The following is a 21,132-nucleotide window of genomic DNA, read 5'->3' on the forward strand; positions in this document are numbered from 1 at the left end:
AGAAACGCGCCTACATCTACCTCGGCACCCTCACCCTCGCAACCCTCCTCATCTGGCTCCGCACATGATCCGAGAAACAGTGCCTAGGGCGCCCGGGAGCTTCCAGCGAAAAACAACGCTAGAGAGTTGATCTAGGCGTTGCCGGGCTGCCAATCGCGACAAGCAGCGCTCCGGAGCTCATCTCAACGACGACCCTGAACAATACGTGTGTGTTGACCTGGTCGGATCTGAAGCTTCCCTGCACCATCACGCGATACGGCAACGGTTCCTGGTCGAGACGGCGTGCTTGATCTCCGTTCCATAGGGTCGGACGCTGAGCCGGCACAACCTAACCCCGAGCGATACCGGCAGATGCGCGACGAACACGGCACGCGTGAGCGCCGCTTGATGCAGTTCAGCGCCAAGCGGGTCGGCTGGTCCCGGTCAGGCTGCCGGGGCGGTCAGGAGGGCCTTGGCCGCCAGCCGGAGATTCCTGATCATCGGATTCGGGTCGCCCTTGCGGCTGACCAGGACGACCTGGCTGGGGGGAGCGCCCTCGATCGGGACGGTGACGAGGCTGGGACGCAGTGAGCTACGCCGATCGCCGACCGGTAGCACGGCGATCGCCCTGCCACTCGCGACGAGTTCGAGCTTGTCCTCGTAGCTCTCGATCGGTGGCATGCCGACCCCGAGGATCCGGTAGGAAGTCCAGTCCGCGGTCTGCAACGCGCACGGCGCCGCCTCCTCGCCTGCCAGTTCTTCCGCGGTCACCGACGCGCGGTCGGCCAAGGGATGGCCGCGCGGGACCACGAGCATCCGGGGCTCCTCGTACAGCGGGGTGGTGAACACGTCGTCGGCGGCGAGCGGCAGCGGGGCCCGCGCGATCAGGGCGTCGACGCGCTTGTCGGACAGCGCCCCGACGTCGCGGCAGCTCAGGTACCGGGTGGCGATCTCGGCGTCCGGGTAACGGCGGCGCAGTTCCCGTACGGCGGCAGTGATCACCAGGTCTTCCACGTAGCCGATGGCGATTCGATTGGTCTCGGCTTGTTCACGCGCGGCCAACTCGGCCTGGCGGGCGGCCTGCAGCAGGGCTTGGGCCCGGGGGAGGAACCTCTGGCCGGCGGGAGTGAGCCGGGTGCCCTGGGGTACGCGGTCCAGCAGTCGTGTGCCGAGATACTTCTCAAGCCGTTGGATCTGGCGGCTCAGCGCCGGCTGGGCCACGTGCAAGTCGGCGGCGGCCCGGCCGAAGTGCTGGTGCGCCGCCACCACGGTGAAGTAGCGCACCAGCCGCAGTTCCAGGTCCTGTCCGAGATCGTTCACCCTTCCAGCGTACGCGTCATGCCGTTTCGGAATGATCAGGTTGCCGAACCGGTCTTGGACGGCCATGTCGTCCTGGGCCTTGACTGAAGGAGCAACGTTTCCCCAAGAAAGCGACAGGCGCGATGAAGGCGATCCAGTTCCACGAAGCGGGCGGGCCGGAAGTTCTGCAGTATGACGAGGTGCCGGTTCCCGAGATCGGCCCGGGCGAGGTGCTCGTCCGGGTGCACGCGGCGGGCATCAACCCACCGGACTGGTACCTGCGTGAGGGGATGAAGGTCATGCCGACCGAGATGAGGCCGGCGCTGGAGTTTCCCCTGATCCCCGGAACGGACATGTCGGGCGTGGTCCAGGCGGTCGCTCCGGACGTGCTGGGGTTCGCCGTCGGTGACGAGGTCTTCGGCATGCTGCGGTTCCCCGGATTCGACGGCCGGACGTACGCCGAGTACGTGGCCGCGCCGGCTTCGGACCTGGCTCACAAGCCGGCCGGCATCGACCACGTGCAGGCGGCTGGGGCGCCGATGGCCGTGCTTACGGCCTGGCAGTACCTGGTTGATCTCGGCCACGACGTGCCATCTCCATTCACCGGCCAGGTGCACCAGCCGGTGCCGATCACGCCAGGGATGACCGTGCTGGTCAACGGGGCCGCCGGTGGAGTGGGCCACTTCGCGATGCAGCTGGCGAAATGGAAGGGGGCACACGTAATCGCGGTGGCCTCGGGCCGGCACGAGCAGTTCCTGCGCAAGCTCGGCGCCGATGAGTTCATCGACTACACCAGGACGCAGGCCGCGGACGTGGTCAGCGGTGTCGATCTGGTGATCGACACCGTCGGTGGCCCGGACAGCTCACGCTTCCTGACAGTGCTCAAGCGCGGCGGCACCATGCTTCCGGTGTTCTTCGCTCAGTACGACCCGGAAGAGACGGCGAGTCTGGGCATCACAGTCTCGAACATTCAGGTGCGTTCCAACGGCCCCCAGCTCGCCGAGATCGGGCGCCTGCTCGACGAGGGCAAACTCCAGGTCGGGGTGGACAGCACCTACCCGCTGTCCGAGGCGGGCAGCGCACACTCGCGAGCCGCACAGGGCCACATCCAAGGCAAGATCGTGCTGACGGTGGTCTCGTGATCGCCGAACTCCAGCAGACGGTGGCGAACTACGCCCACGCCCTGGATGAGCTGAATGTGCCCGAGCTGGCAGCGGTCCTGACCGAAGACACCACCTGGACCTTCACGGTGCCCGGACAGGGAGTGCTCGGCCCGATCGCCGGACGCGTGGCGGTGCTCGACTTCATCCGTGACGGGCACACGGCCCAGACCGGAAGGGTGCGACACCACCTGGGCAATGTCGTGGTCACGACGACAGACGCCGCCACCGCTGAGGTGCGGGCCTATCTGGTGCAGACGAGGAACACCGGCGAGAGCATCCAGATGATCTCGACCGGGGTCTACACGTTCGGCCTGCGCCGGTCCGACGGTGGGTGGCGGATCGCCGAGCTCACCCTGACGCTGGACAACGCCTTTTAGAGGGCGTTTGGTGTGGGTGAAATGCCGTTTATTTCCTAGTAGGTTCCTCGCCAGGTGGGTGTGGTCTCGTCCGTTATGCGCTTGGCNAGAGGGCGTTTGGTGTGGGTGAAATGCCGTTTATTTCCTAGTAGGTTCCTCGCCAGGTGGGTGTGGTCTCGTCCGTTATGCGCTTGGCGAGGTTGTCGATCGAGGCGATGTGGATCATGGCCTCGGAGCTGCCGGGCAGGGTCTCATAGTCGCGGGCGAGACGGCGATGCGTCATGATCCATCCGATACTCCGCTCTACTACCCAGCGCCTTTTCACGACGTGAAAGCCACGGGATTCAGGGTTTCTGTTGACGACCTCGACGTCGATTCCAAGCTTCGCCCCGTGCTCGATGACGGAGTTCTTGAAGCCGGTGTCGACCCAGCTCTTGGAAATGGTCGGGTAGGTCTTCTTGGCCTGGTCGAGGAGTTGTATTCCTACGGCGTTTTCCGACAGGCTTGCGGCGGTGACGGTTACGGCGAGAAGTAGGCCGAGCGTGTCTGTGATGATGCCCCGCTTCCGGCCGACGATCTTCTTTGCGGCATCGGATCCCTGGCTGGTCAGGGGCACGTTCGTGGAGGTCTTCACGCTCTGGGTGTCGATCACGGAGGCGGTCGGTTCGGGCTTGCGCCCTTCCTTTGCGCGGGCCAGGCCCGTCAGGTCGTAGTTGAGCTGGGCGAGGATTTCTTCGTCGCGCCAGGCGGCGTAGTAGGCGTAGACGGTGCCGTGGTTCGGGAAGTCGTGCGGCAGGTATTTCCACGGGATTCCCGTGCGGTTGACGTACAGGAGTGCGTCGAAGACATCGCGCAGTTCAACCTGGGCCGGCTGGCCGGTGGGTCTGCGATCGAGTCGGGCTTTCCTCCAGGCGGATAAGGTCGGTTCGATCAACGCCCATCGGGCGTCGGACAGGTCGCTGGGGTACGGCTTCCGCTGGCTCACGAAAGGCTCCTACACGAACAGCGCCACCGACAGCGTTACTTGACCAGCTGGGCGTTTCCGTGACGTCCATAGACCAGACGGAATCTGGGTGCGAGACACGGAGTAAATGGGCGCCGAGGCCGGAGCCTGGAACGCCGTGAAGCTGCATGCAGGACGTAAAACACCACAAAGAGCACCAGCCGCAAGAGCGACGTAACGCCGCAAGNGGCCGGAGCCTGGAACGCCGTGAAGCTGCATGCAGGACGTAAAACACCACAAAGAGCACCAGCCGCAAGAGCGACGTAACGCCGCAAGGCATACCTAAATGCCCACTTAGGGCGGAGCCAGTACTCCAGCTGTAGATCGTGACCACCATCGACGAGTGGCTTGTCGTCGCTGGTGGTGGCAGTGGAGAGCGCACGATTGTTGGCGGCACTGCCCACTTGTCCCCGGCGTAGATAGCATCACCTGGCCAGTGCAAGACGTCCGCAACTGCGCCAGGCGTCCCGGGCCGGCAAGGAGGCCACATGAGCGAGGCGTACTCGCCAATCCCGGAGCTGAACCTACTCAAGGAGTTCGAGGACCGGATCGGTCCGGTCTACTACTCGGAGGGTTTCGAGCTGCGCGAGTACGGCGCAGACGCTGGCCTCCACACCTGGTCGGAGCATCCGGAGTTCCTGAGCCGGTTCATCCCCTTCGCGCAGGCCAACGGCTCCGGCTCCGACTACGCGCTGTGGCGGTGCGACGATCGGACCAATCTTGCCACTCTGCCCGTCGTCTTGGTCGGCGATGAAGGGCATCTCTATGTGATTGCGCGAAACCTGATGGAGCTGTTCCAGCTTCTGGCCATCGACAGCCAGCCTGTCGCTGACTTCGGGTTTCTTGCCTCTGGAGACGTTGAGGAACACAGCGATGGCCACCATGAGTTCCTCACCTGGTTGAACCAGAATTTCGGCCTTGAGCCACCGGAGGACCTGCACGCGCTCTGGACCGGGCGGAAGAAGTCTGACGATCGGTTCAGGGCATGGGTGAGCCAGTTCGTTGAGTTGGACGAACACTGACAGCCCATCGCAGTTCGTGATCTTCATGGCTGTGCGGCTTGTCGCCGGTAGTGGCTTACCTGGGCTCAGGCCTGGTGGCGGCGTCGCCAGTCGGACCAGCTGAGCCGGTGGGCCGTGTCGTGGACGGGCTGGACGACGAGGGTGATGAACAGGCGCTGGAATTCGTTGCAAGTGAGAGGTACGAGGGTACGGGGCGCGGGGCGGCGGGTGCGTTCATCGGCGCGGACGACGGCGAGGAAGGCATGGGCGAGCATGGCCAGGGTGAGGACCGGCGCATCGAGAGGCAGACCCGGCGAGTGGAGACCTCCCCGCACCACCGCGACCTGGAACTCGGAGCACACTACTTCCGGGGCGTTGGCGCCGGTTACGTTCTGCGCGTCGCCTCGGAACGGGGCTGGAACCTCCATCCCGTGCTGCGCTCGCACCTCCGGCGTCGGTTTCCACTGCGCCACATCGGGCGGCCGCGATCGGATTTGAGGAACTGACCGGCCCCGGACGATCCTCGGACCCTGTTGGCGAATCTGGGGGCGGCGCACTTCCAGGCATGCACTTCGCGAAAAACGGAAAACTTTCCGGGAAAGTGTTCACACTCTTCGCAGCTGGTGCCCTGGCAGAGGGGGTGTGGACTGTTGCCGAAGCGCCGAGCGTTAGTGAGTCCTCGTGAGCGTGAGTGAGCGCTGGGTTGGGCTGGTTTTCAGTCTGGCCGTACGGGCCGGTCGTCTCTGGATGTGATGTGCTCTGGGCCCCGCCGCGGGACGGGAACGAGAGTTCTTGGGTCGAATGGGTGACCTTTGCCGATGGTCCTCGTTGACTGCCGTGACGGGGGTCTTCGGCCAGGCGGGGGTGAACGAGTGGGCGGGCTGCGCGAGTTGGCGGTGTTGTTCGTGGTGCCCGGTCCCGCCGGGGTGGCCATCCGGGACCGACTGCGGGTGTCGGAGACAGATGCGGCGGTGCTGGCCGAGGTCGGAGTCTTCCTAGGGTCGCTGGCGGCCGGTGATCTCGCGGAACGCTCCCGGCCGGGTGCGTGCCTGGCGCCGCGCGAACCGGCGATCTCGCATCCCTGTCGGCCCCGGAACCGATCGCCATGTTCAAAGCCAAAGGCGCCCTACCTTCGCAGTGGCTTCCCCGGCTACGTACCCAGTCACGACATTGGTGCCACGGCGCCGTCGGCTTAAGGGCCAACGACCTCGACCGGCGACGAAGAAGAGCGGCGTTCGCGAATCGGGCACAGTAACGGAACACTGCACGAAATCTTTGAGGTGCGTCCCGCTGACCTGCGGCAACGGCGGGATCGGACGCCGCTGTCGGTGACGGCTGATAGATGTAAGGCATGCCTGATGCCGTGCCCAGCGCCCTCGAACCGGCATGTCACCGATGGAAGTCACCGACCCAACTGGACCCGAAATTACCGTCACTGGGGAAGCTGATCGCGTGGCAGCGTGACCGGTGCGCGATATGCGGGGGATCCGCCACCGTGTGTGTGGTGGACCATGACCACGCCACGGGGCTCGTGCGAGGGTTGCTGTGCTCCACCTGCAACATGACGGAGGGCATGATGGGGCCTGGAACGGAGCCGTTCGTCTCCTATCGCCGTCGGCCGCCCACGGCGATCGTCGGTGTCACGCTTCCGTACCGCTCGGGCGATCGTGCGTACTCCTACCGATGCGATCGCCACCTCGGCTACCTGAGCATTCCCTCCGCCTGGTGTCCCGGGGTCAGCGACCTCATCCTGCTTGACGATCCGTCGGATCCCACGGCCATGACGCGTGCCGTGGACGAACACGAGCGTCAGAACCCGGGAATGGGAGACATGGCTCGGATCGAGCTGATCGCGTTCGAATGCGTGGGCGATCTCCGGCCGGATGGCATCTGCCGCGATCAGAGGATGCACCTGGAAGGTGAGCCTCCGCCGGGCGCGCCGGTCTTTGCGCCTACTCGCGCCGCCCGGGCACAGAGTCTGACTGGGACTCTGGCTGCTGGTCGGGTCTTGGATATGCGTAACCGGCCGCGCGGGCTGCCGCGCCGCGGATCAGCCCCTTTATGGAGGCGCGTCGACCGTTGAGACGGAGTGATCACTAATTCTCCGATGCTCCCAGGGGGTCGGCTGACCCGCTTCCTCAGCCGTCTGTGGCAGGTGCAGCGCAGGTTGCAGGCCGGGAATGCATGCCGCAGGTTCCTCATTGGCCGGCCGCCGGTACTGCGAGACCCCACAGATGGCACCGGACAGTTCGCGTGCGGTAGACAGGAAAGATCTCGAAAGGACTGGCCCCAGGAATCGGCCCGGGCCCCGGGGCCTCGCGCATGCCTCGTTGTGTGAGCGTCGGTTGGCGTGCGCTGCAGCTTTGCTAGCGCCGCGGTCAGGAATTGCCAGGGGCGGCAGAGCGGGTTGTGAGTGCGGCTGCGGCGGCGCTCAGCATTTCTGTGACGGGCACGTGGGAGTGCCCCGTCTGGAGGACGATTTGTTGGGCGGCTTGGTGTATCAGCATCGGTAGCCCTCCCACGACACGCCGTCCGGCTTCCTTGGCAGCCTGAGCGAAACAGTTTGGCCACGGACGGTAGACGACATCCATGAGCGCTCCAGCGCCACGCGGTCAGAGCGGTGCGAGGGCGTCAGCTGCGTGCGGCGGAAGAGCGGACACGACGAGTTCCAGGCCAGTCCCATCGCCGCGTAGGCCGCCCGGTGCAGGACGGGTGACAGCGCGCCGTCGACGGGTGATCCGAGCAACGCCAGCCGGTTCATGGAGTGTGGTGAAGCATCGCGGCCACGCCTTCGTCGCTGTGCTCGTACGCGATTCCGCGCAGCACGGCCACGGGAGCGCCGCGCCCGCGCTGTCCGAGGATCAGCCCGGCTGCCGCGGCCACCAGGTCGGTCAGCGTTTCCTCCTGCCGCTTGGTCTTCCCGCCCTGCGGGTCGATGTACAGCCCTCGGTCCATGTCGGCCTGTACCTTCGCAGCGAACCGGTCTGCGTCCACCTTCCGGCGGAAGCTCTTGCTGGGCTGCTTCGCGCCCTCGTGCCAGCGTGCGCGCCACTGGATGCCCTTGCCGTGGTCGGCGGCCGGGTACGGCAGGGCACCCGCCTCGGCATCTACCGGTGGGTGGTCGAGCGCACCTTGTGCGCCACGAGGCGCTCTGTTTGTATCCCCGGTTCAACCGGGAGGAACTCGGAAGGAGGTTCCTGGGCCCGATGACTTACCTGGATCCGAAAGGTGAAGGGGACAAAAGCATGTCAGAAAACCAGTGACCGGGTCCAGTTGTCAGGGTGAGCTGGGTGGCCCGCGCGATATGGCGAAGACGGAGAGTGCGGCTTGCCAGGGCGTATTCTTCGCGGGCATGGTCATCCTTCGATCGCGGTGAGGACGACAGCAGTCACTTCCACATCACCGACAACCTACCGACGCCCGACGGGACCGGTCCCGGCCCAGCGCCAATATTCTCCGTGACATGCCTTCAGGTGAGATGCACAGACCACCGGCGCCGATCATCGCAGCGGTTGCCCTCAATGGGTTGCTGGCCGCCTTCCCGCTCGTCGGGGCGATCTTGTTTGTCACAGGCGGAGAACCGGCCGGTGCCGTGGTTGCCCTCTTCGCTCTCCTGCCTGGCCTGGCGGCCTACGGACTGTGGCAAGGCAACCGCGGCGCCCGGGTCGTGGCGATCGGCGAGGGCGTAGTGATTGGCTTGCTAGGGCTCCGCGCCGCTGACGTGGCTGGGCTGGGCGCGTTGCTGTTCGGGGCGGTGGTCATCGTGCTGCTTGCAGGAACGGACTCATCTCGCGCGTGGTTTACCCCAGGCCCTTCCTCCGATGAAGAACTAATTTAGTCGGCGCGCTCCGGCTGCGCGGATACGGGGCGGGTCTCGGCGTAGCCGCGAATCCACGCGGTACGCAGCGTTGACGTGCTCGGGTACGGGCATGACTTCGGCGGGTCTCCCCGCTCGCCTGGCTGGAGATCCGGCGCTGCAAGACCGTCCGCATCCGTCGGCGTACGCAGGGATCACAAACCGTCACGACCCGCGAGACACCGCGGATTCAACTGAGTAACGTACAGACCCGTACGGGGAAGTTAAGCGACGGGCGCCCGAGCGGAGGTATGGATAGATGGGGATATGGTGGAGATTCATTGGACGACCTCTTCTTGAGCGTTGCCCAAGGTGCAAAGGAAGGAGGCAGATTGGCAGTTATCAGTCCCGGGTTGTCATCCGCGAGGAACGTCGTGCTGATGGCCTCTATCGGACCTCCAAGATGGTCACCTTCTACAGCTGTGGAAAGTGCGGGGAATCCTTCGACAAGTACGGCGATCCGAGGGAGAAGAGGCACTACTGGCTGGACAGCGCGGGAAATCCTATGCGGCATCCGTGGGGGAACGATGATGACCGGTAGTTGGTTAAACCCGGCAGTACTCAGGTTGAATCCGCGTTGTCCGGTGTCTCGATCAGGCTATTGAGGCTCAGGCCCGTGGGTGGCAGGCAGCCGGTGATCAGGTGCGGCCGGTACTGGATCTTCTTGAGCTTCCGCTTGATGACCTGGGTCAGGTACGCCAGGTCGGCGGGGCGAAGTCGGCCAGGCCCGCTCGGGCTCCACATCTAACAACCGGGCACCGGCAGCGGCGAGATGAGCCGCTTCCTGGTCGTTGGCGATCAGCCTCTCGTGCCGGGCCACTTCCACGTTCTGGTCGTAAACCACCAGGTGAGAAGCATGCAAGACGACCCGCACCCGCTTGCCGATCAACCGGATCGGCACCGAGTAGCGGTTGGTGCGGACCGGGATCTGGCCGTAGCGGTCGACACGCGGGGTGAACAGCCGGCCCGTCTCGAACGGTTCCTCAGGCAGCGGCATTAGCAGCGGCTGCTCGAGTGCAAAGTACCCGGCGACGGTCTTGGGCCGGGTGCCGATGCGGCGTGCGTCGTCCTGCCGGTCCCACTGCTCGACCATCTCGTTCAGTTCGGCGAGCGAGGAGACCTCAGGGACGGGAACGAAGTGGTTGCGGCGGAAGTAGCCGATCTGCCCTTCGACGCCGCCCTTCTCGTGGGCGCCTTCGATGCCCGGACGGCAGTAGAAGCTCTCAATGCCGAAGTGCGACTCGAAGGCAATCCACCGTTCGGCTTCCACCCTGGCCCGACTGAGTCCCAGCACCCGCGCGACGGCGGCCTTGAGGTTGTCGTAGCGGACCTTGCTCCGCGGGACGCCTCTAATATGCGGGTCTCGATGTCAAGCCGCCGACCTCGCTGAGGGCGAGGTTCATGAGAACAATTGTGTCGAGGAGTCCGGCTGGGCCGATCTAGGGTCGGCGCCATGGTCTCCATGAAGCTCTTCGACTCCGAGCGCCGCGTCATCGAGGCTGCGGAACGGCTCGCTGCTGCCCTCGGAAGCGACCCGAACCACACCGTGGCCGCAGCGGCGATGGACACGGCCGGCAGGATCCATGAGGCGGTCAACGTCTACCACTTCACCGGCGGACCGTGCGCCGAGCTCGCCGTGCTCGGTGCTGCCGCAGCAGCGGGAGCCGGACCGCTCGTCACAATCGCTGCCGCGGGAGATCGGGGTCGCGGCCTGATCCCGCCGTGCGGCCGCTGCCGCCAAGCGCTTCTCGACCTCCATCCCGACGTCTTCCGCACCGTACCGACCGACGACGGACCGGCACTGCGCCCGATCCGGAGGCTTCTGCCGGATACCTACTTCTACCCCGATGCGGATGCGCGTCGAATTGTTCGGTTCAACAAGCGCTACTACGAAGACATTGCTACCGCACGGAAGACCTCCACCGTCCGCTATGAAGATCCGATCGCGCCGGGTCCCGCAATCTTCCTCTTCGAGGACGACGAAGCCCCCCGCACGTTGGAGGGCACCGTCACCGGCGTCGAACGCCACCGGCTCGATCGCCTCACCGCCGAACAGGCTCGGCTCGATGGCTTCACGAGCATCGACCAGCTCAAGAAGGGCCTCCAGGGCCACTATCCCGGCCTGCCCTCTGATGCCGAAATCGAATTTGTGACGTTTACGGTCGAAGCGCCTGACGCCGTGGAGTGATGCAGCGTGGATAACTCCATGCCCGATGGGATCGCAGTGCGGACGCCTTGCGATCCCATCGGGCGCCCTTTTGTTGATATCGGCGTCACATCACATCTGGCCGGATCGTTCAGCTTGAATGGGGCCGTCAGGACGCTTCTCCATCGAGTCTGCTGAGGAGTCCGTCGAAGATCTGCTCGCGTGTGACTTGTCCCTTCGCTGCCGCGTCGTCTCGCTGGCGTTCGAGGGTGGGCCGGAACTCGATCGTGGTGACTAACGAGTTGGTGCGTGGTAGCGGGTGAGGTGTCGTTGCTGGTAGGTGGCATGATCCGGCTGTGGCGATCATGGTCAATCGGGCGGTTCTTGCGCATCGGCTGTTCACGGGGATCTCGCGGCGTCATCTGGCTTGTCTGATAGAGGAGTTGGCCGTGCCGTGGCAGGCCGGAGTCGAAGGCCGCCGCCATGCTGCGCGAGGCGGGGCCAGAAAGCGGGCCGAAGGAGCCGGGGCCCGCCACCAACTGGTCTTCGTCGACCGGCTGACGGCCACGCTCATTCATCTGCGGCACGATCTTCCGCACGCCACCCTGGGGTTGCTGTTCGGTGTCGACCGCTCCACCATCACCCGCGCGATCGGGGAGGTACGCACCCTGCTGGCCGAGCGGGGGTGTGCGGTCCCCAGCAGTCCTGGCCTGCGTCTTCGGACCCTGGCGGACGTGTTCGCCTATGCCCAGGCCGAAGGCATCGAGCTGCGGCTGGACGCCACCGAGATCCAGGTCCGCAGGCCACCGGCTGGCCGCGGCGGACGGCGCGCGTTCGTCTCCGGGAAGAAGAAACAGAACACCATGAAGGCCACCGTCATCGCGGACTGGCGTGGCCGCACGTTATGGACCGATGCCCTGCGGCCCGGACGCATGCACGACGCCACCGCCGCCCGCAATGAAGGCATCGCCATCTGCTTCCAGCACTTCCCTGAAGTGGAAGTCCTCCTGGACGACGGCTACCTGGGCCTCAGTCGTGACCATCCCGGCCAGGCCATCACCCCGCCGAGAAAGCCGCGTCCCGGAGCTCTGCCCGGGAGAGTCGAACAGTGAGAACGTGACCGTCACGGGCACTCGTCCGACCGCATCACCGTCGAACACGCCCTGGCAGATCACGAACGCTGGAAGCAGCTGACCCGCTTCACCCACCGCCGCGACCGCCTGCCCGATACCTACCGGGTCATCGCCGGCCTTGTCTCCGACCGCACCGCCCAAACCTGAACCACAGTCCTCAAGCGGGCCAGCACACCTCACCCGCTATCACGCACCAACTCGTTAGACGAGCTCGCCGGCATCGGCGAGCATCCGTGCGCTGTCCGGTTCCCGGCCGGTGAACAGTCGAAAGGCGTCGGCGGCCTGGAAGACGATCATGCCGAGACCGTTGAGGACGGTGCAACCGCGTGCGCTTGCGGTGCGCAGCAGCGCGGTTTCCAGCGGCCGGTAGACCACGTCGGCGACCCATAGGCGGGGGTGCAGCAGTTCGTCGGGAAGGGGCATTCCGGGGTGGGCGGCCATTCCGGTGGGGGTGGCGTGCAGGAGGCCGTCCGCACGGGCCAGTAACGCGGGGAGGAGGTCCGCGGTTTCCGCGGATGCGCGCCCTGCGCCGTAGTGCCGGTTCAGGGAGGCCGAGAGATGGGCTGCGCGGTGGGGGAGCACGTCGAGGACCGTGAGGTGTCCGGCGCCGCGGGCGAGTACCGCGTGGGCGACGGCTGCCCCGGCTCCTCCGGCGCCGAGCAACACCACCTGCTCCAGGCGGGCCTCGGGCAGTGTGCGGGCGAACGAGGCCGCGAACCCGGTGACGTCCGTGTTGTGGCCGGTCGCCCGCCCTTCCCCGAAGACGACGGTGTTGACCGCGCCGACCGCCTCGGCCTGCTCGGAGAGGGCATCGAGATGCTCGATGACGAGCTGCTTGCAAGGGTGGGTGATGTTGAGGCCGGTGAAGCCCGTGTCCTGGGCGGCGTCCAACAGTTCACCCACCTTCTCGGGAGCGGTACCGAGAGTGTCGAGGTCGATCAGGCGGTAGAGGTAGCGCAGGCCGTGCCGGTCCGCCTCGCGTTCGTGGAGTGCGGGGCTGAGCGAGGTGCCTATGCCGGAGCCGATCAGGCCGATCAGATACGAGTCCTGGTCCATCGCCGCACTCCCTTCCGTAGACCATTCACAGCCCGAGGTAGATCTGGCGCACCCGGATATCCCGGCTCAGCGCGTCGGAGGTGCCGGTCATGGCGACGCTGCCGTTCTCCATGACCAGGCAGTGGCTGGTCGCGCCGAAGGTGAGTTTGGCGTTCTGCTCCACGAGGAGCAGGCTCATCCCCTCTTCGCGCAGCCGTTTCAGCGCGCTCAGGATCTCGCCGACGAGCTTGGGCGAGAGTCCCATGGACGGTTCGTCGAGCAGCAGGATGCGCGGCTTGGCCATCAGGGCGCGGCCGATGGAGAGCATCTGCTGCTGTCCGCCGGAGAGCGCGCCGGCCAGTCGCTGGCTCATCTCGCCCAGTACCGGGAAAAGTTCGTGCACCTCGACCAGGGTGCCTCGGGTCTCGGCGTCCCAGCGGCGGGCGTACGCGCCGAGCAGCAGGTTCTTCTCCACGGTCAGGCCGGGGAACACATGCCGGCCCTCCGGTACGTAACCGATGCCGTGCCGCACCATGTCGCGGGCCCGCACGCGGGTCAGGTCGCGTTCGCCGAGCATGATGCGTCCGCCGCCGCGCGGGACCAGGCCCATCAGGGCCTTGAGCGTGGAGGTCTTGCCCGCACCGTTGGCGCCGATGATGCCCACCGATGCCCCGGGCTGCACGCTGAAGCTGATCGAACGGACCGCGCGGACTCCGCCGTAGTGCACGGACAGGTCGTCGACGGCGAGTGTGGCGGCGGTTTCGGTACGAGCGACACGGGGAGCGGGGAGCATCCTCACCGGGTTGCCTCCTTCGAAGCAGGTGCCTCGGTTGAAGCGGGTTCCTCGGCCGGAGCCGCAGGGGCCTGGGTCGGCGTCGGCGGCGGGGCCGGTTCCGGGCGCGGAACGTCGGCCATCGCGGAATCCCCGAGATACGCCTCGATCACCTCGGGAGCGGCGACCACCTCGGCGGGCGTGCCCTCCGCGATGACCCCGCCGCTGGAGAGCACCGTGACGTGCTCGCACAGCGACATGACCAGGCCCATGTTGTGCTCGATCAGGACGACCGTGGTGCCGCTGTCGCGGATGGAGCGCACGATGCGGGCGAGTTGCTGCACCTCTTCGCCGTTCAGCCCGGCGGCGGGCTCGTCGAGCAGCAGCAGCCGGGGCCGGGCGGCCATGGCGCGGGCGATCTCGATGCGCCGCTGGATGCCGTACGGGAGGGAGCCGGGGGAGGCCTCGGCGAAGTCGGCGAGGCCGAAGCGCTCCAGAAGGTCCTGGGCCTGGCGGCGCAGCTGCCGCTCGCGGCGTACGACACCGGGCTGCCACACCGCATACTGCCAGATGGTGTACGTCCGGGTGCGGTCGAGCGCGACGAGGATGTTCTCGCGGACCGTCAACTGGCCGAACAAACGCAGGTTCTGGAAGGTGCGGGCCACGCCGAGAAGGGAGAGCGCGTACGGCCGGGCGGTGGTGGTGTCGCGGCCGGCGAACCGCACCTGACCCGAACTGGCCCGGTAGAAGCCGCTGATCACGTTGAACAGGGTGGTCTTGCCTGAGCCGTTGGGCCCGACGATGCCGCGGATCTCGCCGGGCTCGACCGTGAGGGAGACATCATCCAGGGCACGCAACCCGCGGAAGTCCTTGGTGACGGACCGGATTTCAAGGAGGGGCTCGCCCGCGGCATCGGGTACCTCGACCGCCTCGTACGGCTGGAAGGGACGCAGCCGCGCACGGTCTTCCCCCTTCCCCCGTCGCCGACGGTTCACGAAGTCCCGTACCCGGCAGGGAATTCCGGCGAGTCCGGTCGGTGCGAAGACGACCATGAGGACGACCACCACGCCGTATCCGAGCTGTGCGTACGTCGAGAAGTCGGAGAGCCACTCGCGGATCAGGGTCAGCCCGATCGCGCCGACCACACAGCCGACGAGGGAGCGCCGGCCACCGATGATGACCATGGCGAGCAGGATGAACATGTTGCCGATGGAGAAGGTCTCCGGGGCGACATAACGGATGAGGCCCGCGTACAGCACCCCGGCGAGGCCTCCGTACAGGCTGGCGAGCAGGAACGCGGTCATCCGCAGCAGCGGGATCTCCGCGCCCATCGCGCCCGCGGCCAGGGAGTCGTCGCGCATCGCGCGCAACCGTCGGCCCAGGGACGTACGGACGACGAAGAGTCCGAAGCCGAGGCCGAGCGCGCAGACCACCAACTCCAGGTAGTAGTAGAGGTATTCGCTGGACAGGTCGATGCCGGGCAGGGTGGGCAGCGGGATTCCGGAGATGCCGTCGGCGCCTCCGGTGATCGAGGCGTTGGTGATCCAGTTGATGAAGCCGAGTGCCAGGCCGAGCGTGACGATCCCCAGGTAGTGGGACTGCATGCGCAGGGCCGGTATGCCGACGAACAGGCCTGTGGCCACGGTCGCGAGCAGGGCGAGGATCGCCGCCGCCCAGAACCCGTAGCCGGAGTCGGTGGTCAGGATGGCGAGGGTGTACGCGCCGACGCCGAAGAACGCGACCTGGGCGAGGTTGATCTGCCCGGAGATGCCCATGGCCAGGCCCATGCCGATGGCCAACAGGGCATAGATGATCGCGATGTTGACGACATGGATGGAGTAGCTGCCCAGGCCGTACGGCAGCAGCCAGGCGGCCACTGCCAAGGCACCGAGTCCTCCGACACGGGTGACTGAGTGCCCTCCGACACGGAACTTCACGCGCGGCTCACCGTCCTCTCGCCGAAGACGCCCATCGGGCGGATCATGATGGCGGCGGTGAAGACCAGGAAGGTCACGAGCACCGAGTAGCCCTGGAAGTGGCCGGCCGCGTAGGAGTCGAGGACGCCGATCGCGAGTCCGCCGACGACCGCTCCGGGGATGGAGCCGAAGCCGCCGAGCATCGCCGCGGCGAAGCCCTTGATGCCGAGTGCGCCGCCGAGTGAGGCGTCGACGTACAGCATGGGTCCGACGAGACCGCCGGCCAGGGCGGCGAGGCCCGCTCCGATGGAGAAGGCCAGGGCGTTGCTGCGGCCGACGTTGATGCCGACGGCGGTGGCCGCCTCGTGGTCCATGGCGACGGCCTGCATGGCCGCCCCGCGCTTGGTGCGCGCGAGGAACCAGGCGAGGCCGGTCACGGCGAGGGCCGCGACGGCCATCACCAGCAGGTCGTACGTGCGCACGCGCACCCCGAACAGGTCGAGCGGGGCCGCCTGGACGGGGGAGCGGACCGCCCGTCCGGTGGTGCCCCAGATCAGGATGGCGACGGCCTGGAGGACGATGCCGAAGCCGATCGTGCCGATCAGCATCAGGTCGAAGTCCTTGTTCTCCAGCGGCCGCAGCACCCGCTCGATGACCAGACCGATCGCGGCGGTGACCGCGATGGCCACGAGCATGGCCACGGCGAAGGGCAGCTTGGAGGTCAGGTAGAAGGTGGAGGCCGCATACGCGCCGATCATGGCGATGTCGGCGTGGGCGAAGTTGACCAGGCCCATGGTGCGGTAGACCAGGGAGAACCCCATGGCGACCAGGGCGTAGACCGCTCCGAGGCTCAGGCCTCCGACGAGTGTCTGCAGTGTCTCTTGCACGTCAGCGCTCCTGTGGCCTACTGCTGCGGGACGAGTTTGCCGTCGCGGATGACGCCGATGGTGGTCTTGGTGATCCCGACCCCGGTCTCGTCGTACTGGAAGTCACCGAGCAGGCCCTGGTACCGGGTGGCGCGGATCGCGTCGGCGAGTTCCTCGCCGGTCGCACCGTTGCTGGTCTTGAGCGCGGTCAGCAGGATGTTCGCGCCGTCGTAGGCCTTGGCTCCGTGCAGCTCCGCCTCCTTGCCGTACGCGGCCTCGTAGGCGGCGGCGAACTTCTTCGTGGCGTCGCTGACGTCGTTGCTCAGATAGGGCGAGCTGACGATGGTGCCCTCGGCGGCGGCCTTGCCGGCGGTGTCGATAAAGACGGGGGTGCCCTGCGGCGCGGCGCCCGCGAAGGGGGCGGTGATGCCCAGGTCCCGGGCCTGCTTGACGATCAGCCCGGCCTCGACCTCCTCCGAGCCGATGAAGATCACCTCGGGCTTCTGGGCCCGGATCTTCGTCAGCGCGGCGCTGAAGTCCTTCTGGTCGGTGGTGACGACCTGGTCGGTGGAGGGGGCCACGCCGAGCCCCTTCACGGCCTTGAGGAAGGCGTCGTGCTCGCCCTTCCCGAAGGAGCCGTTGTTCGTGATCATGGCGATCTTCTTGTAGCCCTTGTCGTTCACCAGGTGCTGGGCGAGCGTCGAGTCGTAGGTGGTGCTGGTCGGCCCGTTGAGGAAGAGGTACGGGCTCTTCAGCGCGACCAGGCCGTCGGACTGGCCGGAGGTGATGTTCGGGATCTTCGCCTGCTGGAGCACCGGACCCATGGCGATGGTCACCGCGCTCTCCGCCGTGCCGATCATGGCGACGTACTTGTCACTGACCAGCCTGCGGGCGATGTTGGTGCCGGTGGTCGGGTCGCCCTGGTCGTCGAAGAGCTTCAGCTGGATCTTGCGGCCGTCGATGCCGCCCTTCTTGTTCCACTCGTCGACGGCGAGCTTGGCGCCCTTGTACTCCCAGTCGCCCAGTGAACTGAGCTGTCCGCTCTGCGCGTTGACCACGGCGACCTTGATGGGTCCGGATGACGCCTTGGCATCGGAGTCCGCGGATTCGCCGGGTGCGCTGCACGCGGTGAGGGCGGCGGCGAGCGCGGCGGCCGTGCAGAGAGCGGCGCGAGTGGTGGTGCGGGTGGTGGCGCGTGGTCGTGGGGTGCTGCGGGTCATGAGGTCACCTCGTTGTGAGCGGAAGGCGGGGAGTCGTAGGACGTCCGGAACGGTCAGTCGGCGAAGGACCCGCGGTAGATGTCCGTGATGTTCCAGTGGCCCGGTGTCGGCACGGGTTCGTTGACCATCGGTACGTCGATGACGGCGGGCCTGCGCCGCGCGACCGCGTCGGCGAGGGCCTTGGACAGGTCGGCGGGGGCGGCGATGGTGTACCCGTCGGCGCCGCAGGACTGTCCGAGGGCCGCGAAGTCCGGGCTGTACGGCCGTCCTTCGGCGTCCGTGAACTCGCAGCCGTAGGACCGGCCGAACGACGAGGTCTGGAGGTCGGCGATGGTGCCGTGGGCCCGGTTGTTCATCACCACGAAGATGACGGGCAGGCCCTGTTCGACGGCCATCGGCACGGCGGGCAGCTGCGCGCTCATTCCGCCGTCGCCGACCAGCGCAACTACCGCGCGGTCCGGCTGGGCCATCTGCACACCGACTGCGGCGGCCGGGCCGAAGCCCATGGTGGAGGCTCCGCCGGGGGTGATGAACCGCCCGCCTTCGGGGAGTTCGTAGCACTGGGCGACGCCGTTCTTGTTCCAGCCGACGTCGGTGACGAGCACCGCATCGTTGGGCAGCGCCTCACGCAGGTCGGCGAGGATGCGCTGCGGGCGCAGCGGGAAGTTGTCGCTGCGGCCGTCCTCGCGGGCGGTGTCGAATACGGTCCGGCGGGCGGCGGCGATGGTCTCGCGCAGCCCGGTGCGCACCAGCGGCTCGGGGTGGGCGAACCGTACGGACCGGCCGATGGCCCGTACCGCGTCGCCGACGTCCGCGACGGCACCGATCTCGACGGGGTAGTTGCGGCCGATCTCGGCGGGGTCGATGTCGATCTGGATGAGCTTGCTGGGCGGGCTGTGCTTGTCACCGAAGGTCCAGGTGTACGCCGGATTCCACGAACTGGCGTCGGTCTCCGCGAATCGGGTGGCCAGCGCGAGGACCACATCGGCGCCCCTGGTGTACTCGTGGGTGGTCTCCAGGCCCCAGAAGCCGGGCATGCCGAGCAGCAGCGGGTGGCTGTCGGGCAGGACGCCCTTGCCCATCAGGGAGTGGGCGAGCGGGATGTCGAGGTGCTCGGCGAGGGCCAACAGCGCCCGGCGGGCGGCCGGTTCACGCAGTCCGCCGCCGAAGTAGATCAGCGGTCGCTCGGCGCGCAGCAACGTCTCGGCGATGCGCTCGGCGGTGGCCCGGTCGAGACCAGGGGGCGTGGCGCAGCCGGGAAGCGGGTACTCACCGGCGTACTCCTCGACCCGCCGGTTGAACAGGTCCATCGGTACGCTGACGAGCACGGCCCCCGGCCGCCCGGAGGTGGCAGTCCAGAACGCCCGCTCTGTCGTACGGGCCAGATCCTGGACGCGGTGCACGGTCCAGGCGCGCTTGGTGAACGGCCGGTAGATCGCGCTCTGGTCGGCGTCCGCGTGGAGGTTGACCTCCTGGTGCGGGTGGCGGCCGGCGTAGTAGGAGGGGATGTCGCCGGAGATGACGATCAGCGGGATCGAGTCGAGGGCGGCGGTGGCCACCCCGGTGACCGCGTTCATCATGCCGGGGCCGACGTGGGTGAGCAGGACGCCGGGCTTTCCGGAGGCGCGGGCGTAGCCGTCGGCGGCGTGTGCGGCGGCCTGCTCGTGGCGGGCGATCACGAAGTCGATCGAGCTGGGGCCGAGTGCGTCGAGCAGGGCGATGTTGGTGTGGCCGCAGGTGCCGAAGACGTACTCGATTCCATACGACTCCAGTTGGCCGACCAGGGCTTCGGCGGCGGTCACGGTCATGCGTCGGTCTCCCTGTCGGTGGAGGTCGTATCGGTGGACGTCGTATCCATGGCGGCTGCGTCGATGGCGGTCGTGTCGCCCCACACGGACAGCCCGCGCAGCATGAGGGTCTTGACGACCGTGTAGTCGTCGATCATCGAGCGAGGTGTCTCGCGTCCGAAGCCGGAGTCCTTGACCCCGCCGAAGGGGACATGGTCGAGGCGGTAGTTGGAGCTGCCGCCGGCGATCAGCGCGCCGGTCTCCAGCTCGCGCCAGGCGGTCATGATGCGACCCATGTCGCGGGTGAACAGGCCGGCCTGCAAGCCGTAGCGGCTGGTGTTGCAGGCGTCGATGACCGCGGCGAAGTCGTCGTACGGGAGCACCGCGACCAGCGCCCCGAAGACCTCGTGGACCACGACCGAGGCGTCCGGCGCCGGGTCCGCCACCACGGTGGGGGCGGCGGTGGCGCCGTCCCGGGTGCCACCGCGCAGCACCCGGGCGCCGGAGCCGGCGGCCTCGGCCGACCAGCGCACCACGCGTTCGGCGGCCTCCTCGTCGACCATCGCGCCCACGTCGGTGGCCGGGTCGAGCGGGTCGCCGACCTTCAGGGTGTCGACGGCGGCGGTGAAGGCATCGAGGAAGGCGTCGTAGCGGGAGCGGTGGACGTAGACGCGCTGGACGGAGATGCAGCTCTGGCCGGAGTTGCTGTATCCGGTGCGGGCGCACTCCTTCGCGGCCTGCGCGATGTCGGCGTCCTCGCAGACGATCGTGGCGGCGTTCCCGCCCAGTTCGAGGACCAGGCGCTTGGCCCCGGCCGCGCGGGCGACGGCCTGACCGGTCGCCGCACTGCCGGTGAAGCTGATGACGGCTACCTCGTCGGCCGCGCACAACAGCGCGCCCACCTCGGCGCCACCGTGCAGCAACTGCACCGCCTGCGGGGGCATGCCCGCCTCCAGGAGCAGCGCCACGATCGCGGCGGTGGCGGCCGGGGCCTGCGGTGGGGCCTTGACGAGTGTGGTGTTGCCCGCGGCGAAGGAGGCCCCGAGCTTGTGCGCCAGGAGGTTCGCAGGGGCGTTGAAGGGGGTGATGGCGAGGGCCACCCCGGCCGGTGCGCGGTAGGTGAAGGCGGTGTTGCCGATGCCGCGTTGCCAGCCCGCGACGGGCAGTGTCTCGCCGCCGATGTGACGCGCCTCCGAGGCGCACACCGCGAAGGTGTCCGCCACCCGGTCGATCTCGCCGAGGCCGTCCTTGAGCGGTTTGCCCAATTCCAGGGCGAGGAGGCGGGCCAGCCCCTCGCGGTGGGCCGAGGCGGCGCGGGATGCTCGGTCCAGGATGTCCGCGCGCAGAGCGGGGGCGAGCCCGGCCACTGTGCGGGCAGAGGAACGGGCGTAGGCGAGAGCACTGGCGATCTCGTCCCCGGTCGCCGTGGTCGTCCGACTGACAACTCGGCGCAGGTACGGGCCTGTTCGGGTCACCGCGGGACCGTTGCCACCCCACTGGCCGGCGACGTAGGGAGGCGCTTCGGCCACTGCCGCGTCCGCTCCGGCCTTGAGAAGGGAATCGAGCATGAGATCTCCCAGGAAACCGCTAAGTGGTACTG

Annotated in this window: 18 protein-coding genes and 3 pseudogenes; 7 read left to right on the forward strand and 14 right to left on the reverse strand. The window is 67.3% G+C overall.

The window, feature by feature from the left end; genetic code table 11:
* Positions 1–423: 423 nt before the first annotated feature.
* Entirely contained in the window at positions 424–1,299 is an 876-nt protein-coding gene (locus GAS53_RS43380; RefSeq protein WP_151483292.1) for a LysR family transcriptional regulator, read from the reverse strand.
* A gap of 122 nt (positions 1,300–1,421) precedes the next feature.
* On the opposite strand from GAS53_RS43380, the gene GAS53_RS43385 reads away from it, so the two are divergent.
* Positions 1,422–2,420 (forward strand): NADP-dependent oxidoreductase, encoded by a 999-nt coding sequence (locus GAS53_RS43385; protein WP_151483293.1) that lies wholly within the window; start codon positions 1,422–1,424, stop codon positions 2,418–2,420.
* The gene (locus tag GAS53_RS43390; RefSeq protein ID WP_151483294.1) at positions 2,417–2,818 is read left to right on the forward strand and encodes a nuclear transport factor 2 family protein; all 402 of its coding nucleotides are present in this window, start codon (positions 2,417–2,419) and stop codon (positions 2,816–2,818) included. Before GAS53_RS43385 ends, GAS53_RS43390 begins: the two co-directional genes overlap by 4 nt.
* 124 nt (positions 2,819–2,942) lie before the next feature.
* Here GAS53_RS43390 and GAS53_RS43395 read toward each other — a convergent pair whose 3' ends face one another.
* Entirely contained in the window at positions 2,943–3,782 is an 840-nt protein-coding gene (locus GAS53_RS43395) for an IS5 family transposase (protein ID WP_151483295.1), read from the reverse strand.
* A 506-nt stretch (positions 3,783–4,288) separates the two neighbouring features.
* On the opposite strand from GAS53_RS43395, the gene GAS53_RS43400 reads away from it, so the two are divergent.
* Positions 4,289–4,822 (forward strand): hypothetical protein, encoded by a 534-nt coding sequence (locus GAS53_RS43400; protein WP_151483296.1) that lies wholly within the window; start codon positions 4,289–4,291, stop codon positions 4,820–4,822.
* Between the two features lie 65 nt (positions 4,823–4,887).
* Here GAS53_RS43400 and GAS53_RS43405 read toward each other — a convergent pair.
* Positions 4,888–5,088, reverse strand: a pseudogene (locus GAS53_RS43405) (IS701 family transposase); the annotation flags it as partial.
* Between the two features lie 1,064 nt (positions 5,089–6,152).
* On the opposite strand from GAS53_RS43405, the gene GAS53_RS58580 reads away from it, so the two are divergent.
* Positions 6,153–6,884, forward strand: a complete 732-nt coding sequence (locus GAS53_RS58580; RefSeq protein WP_151483297.1) for an endonuclease domain-containing protein — start codon at positions 6,153–6,155, stop codon at positions 6,882–6,884.
* A 591-nt stretch (positions 6,885–7,475) separates the two neighbouring features.
* Here GAS53_RS58580 and GAS53_RS58585 read toward each other — a convergent pair.
* Together GAS53_RS58585 and GAS53_RS43420 are read right to left on the reverse strand one after the other, a co-directional pair.
* Positions 7,476–7,562 (reverse strand): annotated as a pseudogene (locus GAS53_RS58585) (shikimate dehydrogenase); the annotation flags it as partial.
* On the reverse strand, positions 7,559–7,756 hold the full coding sequence (locus tag GAS53_RS43420; protein WP_151483298.1) for a hypothetical protein: 198 nt from the start codon (positions 7,754–7,756) through the stop codon (positions 7,559–7,561). The pseudogene GAS53_RS58585 and the gene GAS53_RS43420, both read right to left, overlap by 4 nt.
* A gap of 508 nt (positions 7,757–8,264) precedes the next feature.
* Here GAS53_RS43420 and GAS53_RS43425 point away from each other — a divergent pair.
* Complete coding sequence (locus GAS53_RS43425; RefSeq protein ID WP_151483299.1) at positions 8,265–8,639, forward strand: hypothetical protein; 375 nt, start codon at positions 8,265–8,267, stop codon at positions 8,637–8,639.
* Here GAS53_RS43425 and GAS53_RS58130 read toward each other — a convergent pair.
* Positions 8,636–8,809 (reverse strand): Rmf/CrpP fold protein, encoded by a 174-nt coding sequence (locus tag GAS53_RS58130; protein ID WP_318723687.1) that lies wholly within the window; start codon positions 8,807–8,809, stop codon positions 8,636–8,638. The two genes, GAS53_RS43425 and GAS53_RS58130, sit on opposite strands and share 4 nt — an antisense overlap.
* A 446-nt stretch (positions 8,810–9,255) precedes the next feature.
* Complete coding sequence (locus GAS53_RS43435; RefSeq protein WP_225859448.1) at positions 9,256–9,927, reverse strand: Mu transposase domain-containing protein; 672 nt, start codon at positions 9,925–9,927, stop codon at positions 9,256–9,258.
* 183 nt (positions 9,928–10,110) lie between these two features.
* Here GAS53_RS43435 and GAS53_RS43440 point away from each other — a divergent pair, with 183 nt between their 5' ends.
* Both GAS53_RS43440 and GAS53_RS43450 read left to right on the forward strand, forming a co-directional pair.
* Positions 10,111–10,845: an ASCH domain-containing protein gene (locus GAS53_RS43440; protein WP_151483301.1), complete on the forward strand. Its 735-nt coding sequence runs from the start codon at positions 10,111–10,113 to the stop codon at positions 10,843–10,845.
* Between the two features lie 323 nt (positions 10,846–11,168).
* A pseudogene (locus GAS53_RS43450) lies at positions 11,169–12,083 on the forward strand (transposase family protein).
* Positions 12,084–12,137: 54 nt separating this feature from the next.
* Here GAS53_RS43450 and GAS53_RS43455 read toward each other — a convergent pair.
* Genes GAS53_RS43455 through GAS53_RS43485 form a run of 7 tightly spaced genes read right to left on the reverse strand, consistent with a single transcriptional unit; the run spans position 12,138 to position 21,100 of the window.
* On the reverse strand, positions 12,138–12,992 hold the full coding sequence (locus GAS53_RS43455) for a shikimate dehydrogenase (RefSeq protein ID WP_151483303.1): 855 nt from the start codon (positions 12,990–12,992) through the stop codon (positions 12,138–12,140).
* Positions 12,993–13,017: 25 nt separating this feature from the next.
* Entirely contained in the window at positions 13,018–13,764 is a 747-nt protein-coding gene (locus tag GAS53_RS43460; RefSeq protein ID WP_151483330.1) for an ABC transporter ATP-binding protein, read from the reverse strand.
* A gap of 2 nt (positions 13,765–13,766) precedes the next feature.
* Complete coding sequence (locus tag GAS53_RS43465; protein WP_225859451.1) at positions 13,767–15,620, reverse strand: branched-chain amino acid ABC transporter ATP-binding protein/permease; 1,854 nt, start codon at positions 15,618–15,620, stop codon at positions 13,767–13,769.
* Between the two features lie 56 nt (positions 15,621–15,676).
* Positions 15,677–16,546 (reverse strand): branched-chain amino acid ABC transporter permease, encoded by an 870-nt coding sequence (locus GAS53_RS43470; RefSeq protein WP_151483305.1) that lies wholly within the window; start codon positions 16,544–16,546, stop codon positions 15,677–15,679.
* A gap of 17 nt (positions 16,547–16,563) precedes the next feature.
* Positions 16,564–17,745, reverse strand: a complete 1,182-nt coding sequence (locus GAS53_RS43475; RefSeq protein WP_151483306.1) for an ABC transporter substrate-binding protein — start codon at positions 17,743–17,745, stop codon at positions 16,564–16,566.
* Between the two features lie 53 nt (positions 17,746–17,798).
* Positions 17,799–19,553 carry a thiamine pyrophosphate-binding protein gene (locus GAS53_RS43480; protein WP_151483307.1) on the reverse strand — a complete coding sequence of 585 codons (1,755 nt, stop codon included), beginning with the start codon at positions 19,551–19,553 and terminating at the stop codon, positions 17,799–17,801.
* Positions 19,550–21,100: an aldehyde dehydrogenase family protein gene (locus GAS53_RS43485; RefSeq protein ID WP_192583533.1), complete on the reverse strand. Its 1,551-nt coding sequence runs from the start codon at positions 21,098–21,100 to the stop codon at positions 19,550–19,552. The genes GAS53_RS43480 and GAS53_RS43485 overlap by 4 nt, the downstream gene beginning before the upstream one ends.
* Positions 21,101–21,132 lie beyond the last annotated feature (32 nt).

This window comes from Streptomyces albicerus (assembly GCF_008905045.1).
GTDB classification, from domain to species: domain Bacteria; phylum Actinomycetota; class Actinomycetes; order Streptomycetales; family Streptomycetaceae; genus Streptomyces; species Streptomyces albicerus.

Bases quoted from the DNA above. Each gene is read 5' to 3' on its own strand.
- GAS53_RS43385 (WP_151483293.1), top strand. From the start codon at position 1,422: ATGAAGGCGATCCAGTTCCACGAAGCGGGCGGGCCGGAAGTTCTGCAG.
- GAS53_RS43455 (WP_151483303.1), bottom strand. From the start codon at position 12,992: ATGGACCAGGACTCGTATCTGATCGGCCTGATCGGCTCCGGCATAGGC.
- GAS53_RS43420 (WP_151483298.1), bottom strand. From the start codon at position 7,756: ATGGACCGAGGGCTGTACATCGACCCGCAGGGCGGGAAGACCAAGCGG.
- GAS53_RS43475 (WP_151483306.1), bottom strand. From the start codon at position 17,745: ATGACCCGCAGCACCCCACGACCACGCGCCACCACCCGCACCACCACT.
- GAS53_RS43485 (WP_192583533.1), bottom strand. From the start codon at position 21,100: ATGCTCGATTCCCTTCTCAAGGCCGGAGCGGACGCGGCAGTGGCCGAA.
- GAS53_RS43425 (WP_151483299.1), top strand. From the start codon at position 8,265: ATGCCTTCAGGTGAGATGCACAGACCACCGGCGCCGATCATCGCAGCG.
- GAS53_RS43440 (WP_151483301.1), top strand. From the start codon at position 10,111: ATGGTCTCCATGAAGCTCTTCGACTCCGAGCGCCGCGTCATCGAGGCT.
- GAS53_RS58580 (WP_151483297.1), top strand. From the start codon at position 6,153: ATGCCTGATGCCGTGCCCAGCGCCCTCGAACCGGCATGTCACCGATGG.
- GAS53_RS43460 (WP_151483330.1), bottom strand. From the start codon at position 13,764: ATGCTCCCCGCTCCCCGTGTCGCTCGTACCGAAACCGCCGCCACACTC.
- GAS53_RS43480 (WP_151483307.1), bottom strand. From the start codon at position 19,553: ATGACCGTGACCGCCGCCGAAGCCCTGGTCGGCCAACTGGAGTCGTAT.
- GAS53_RS43400 (WP_151483296.1), top strand. From the start codon at position 4,289: ATGAGCGAGGCGTACTCGCCAATCCCGGAGCTGAACCTACTCAAGGAG.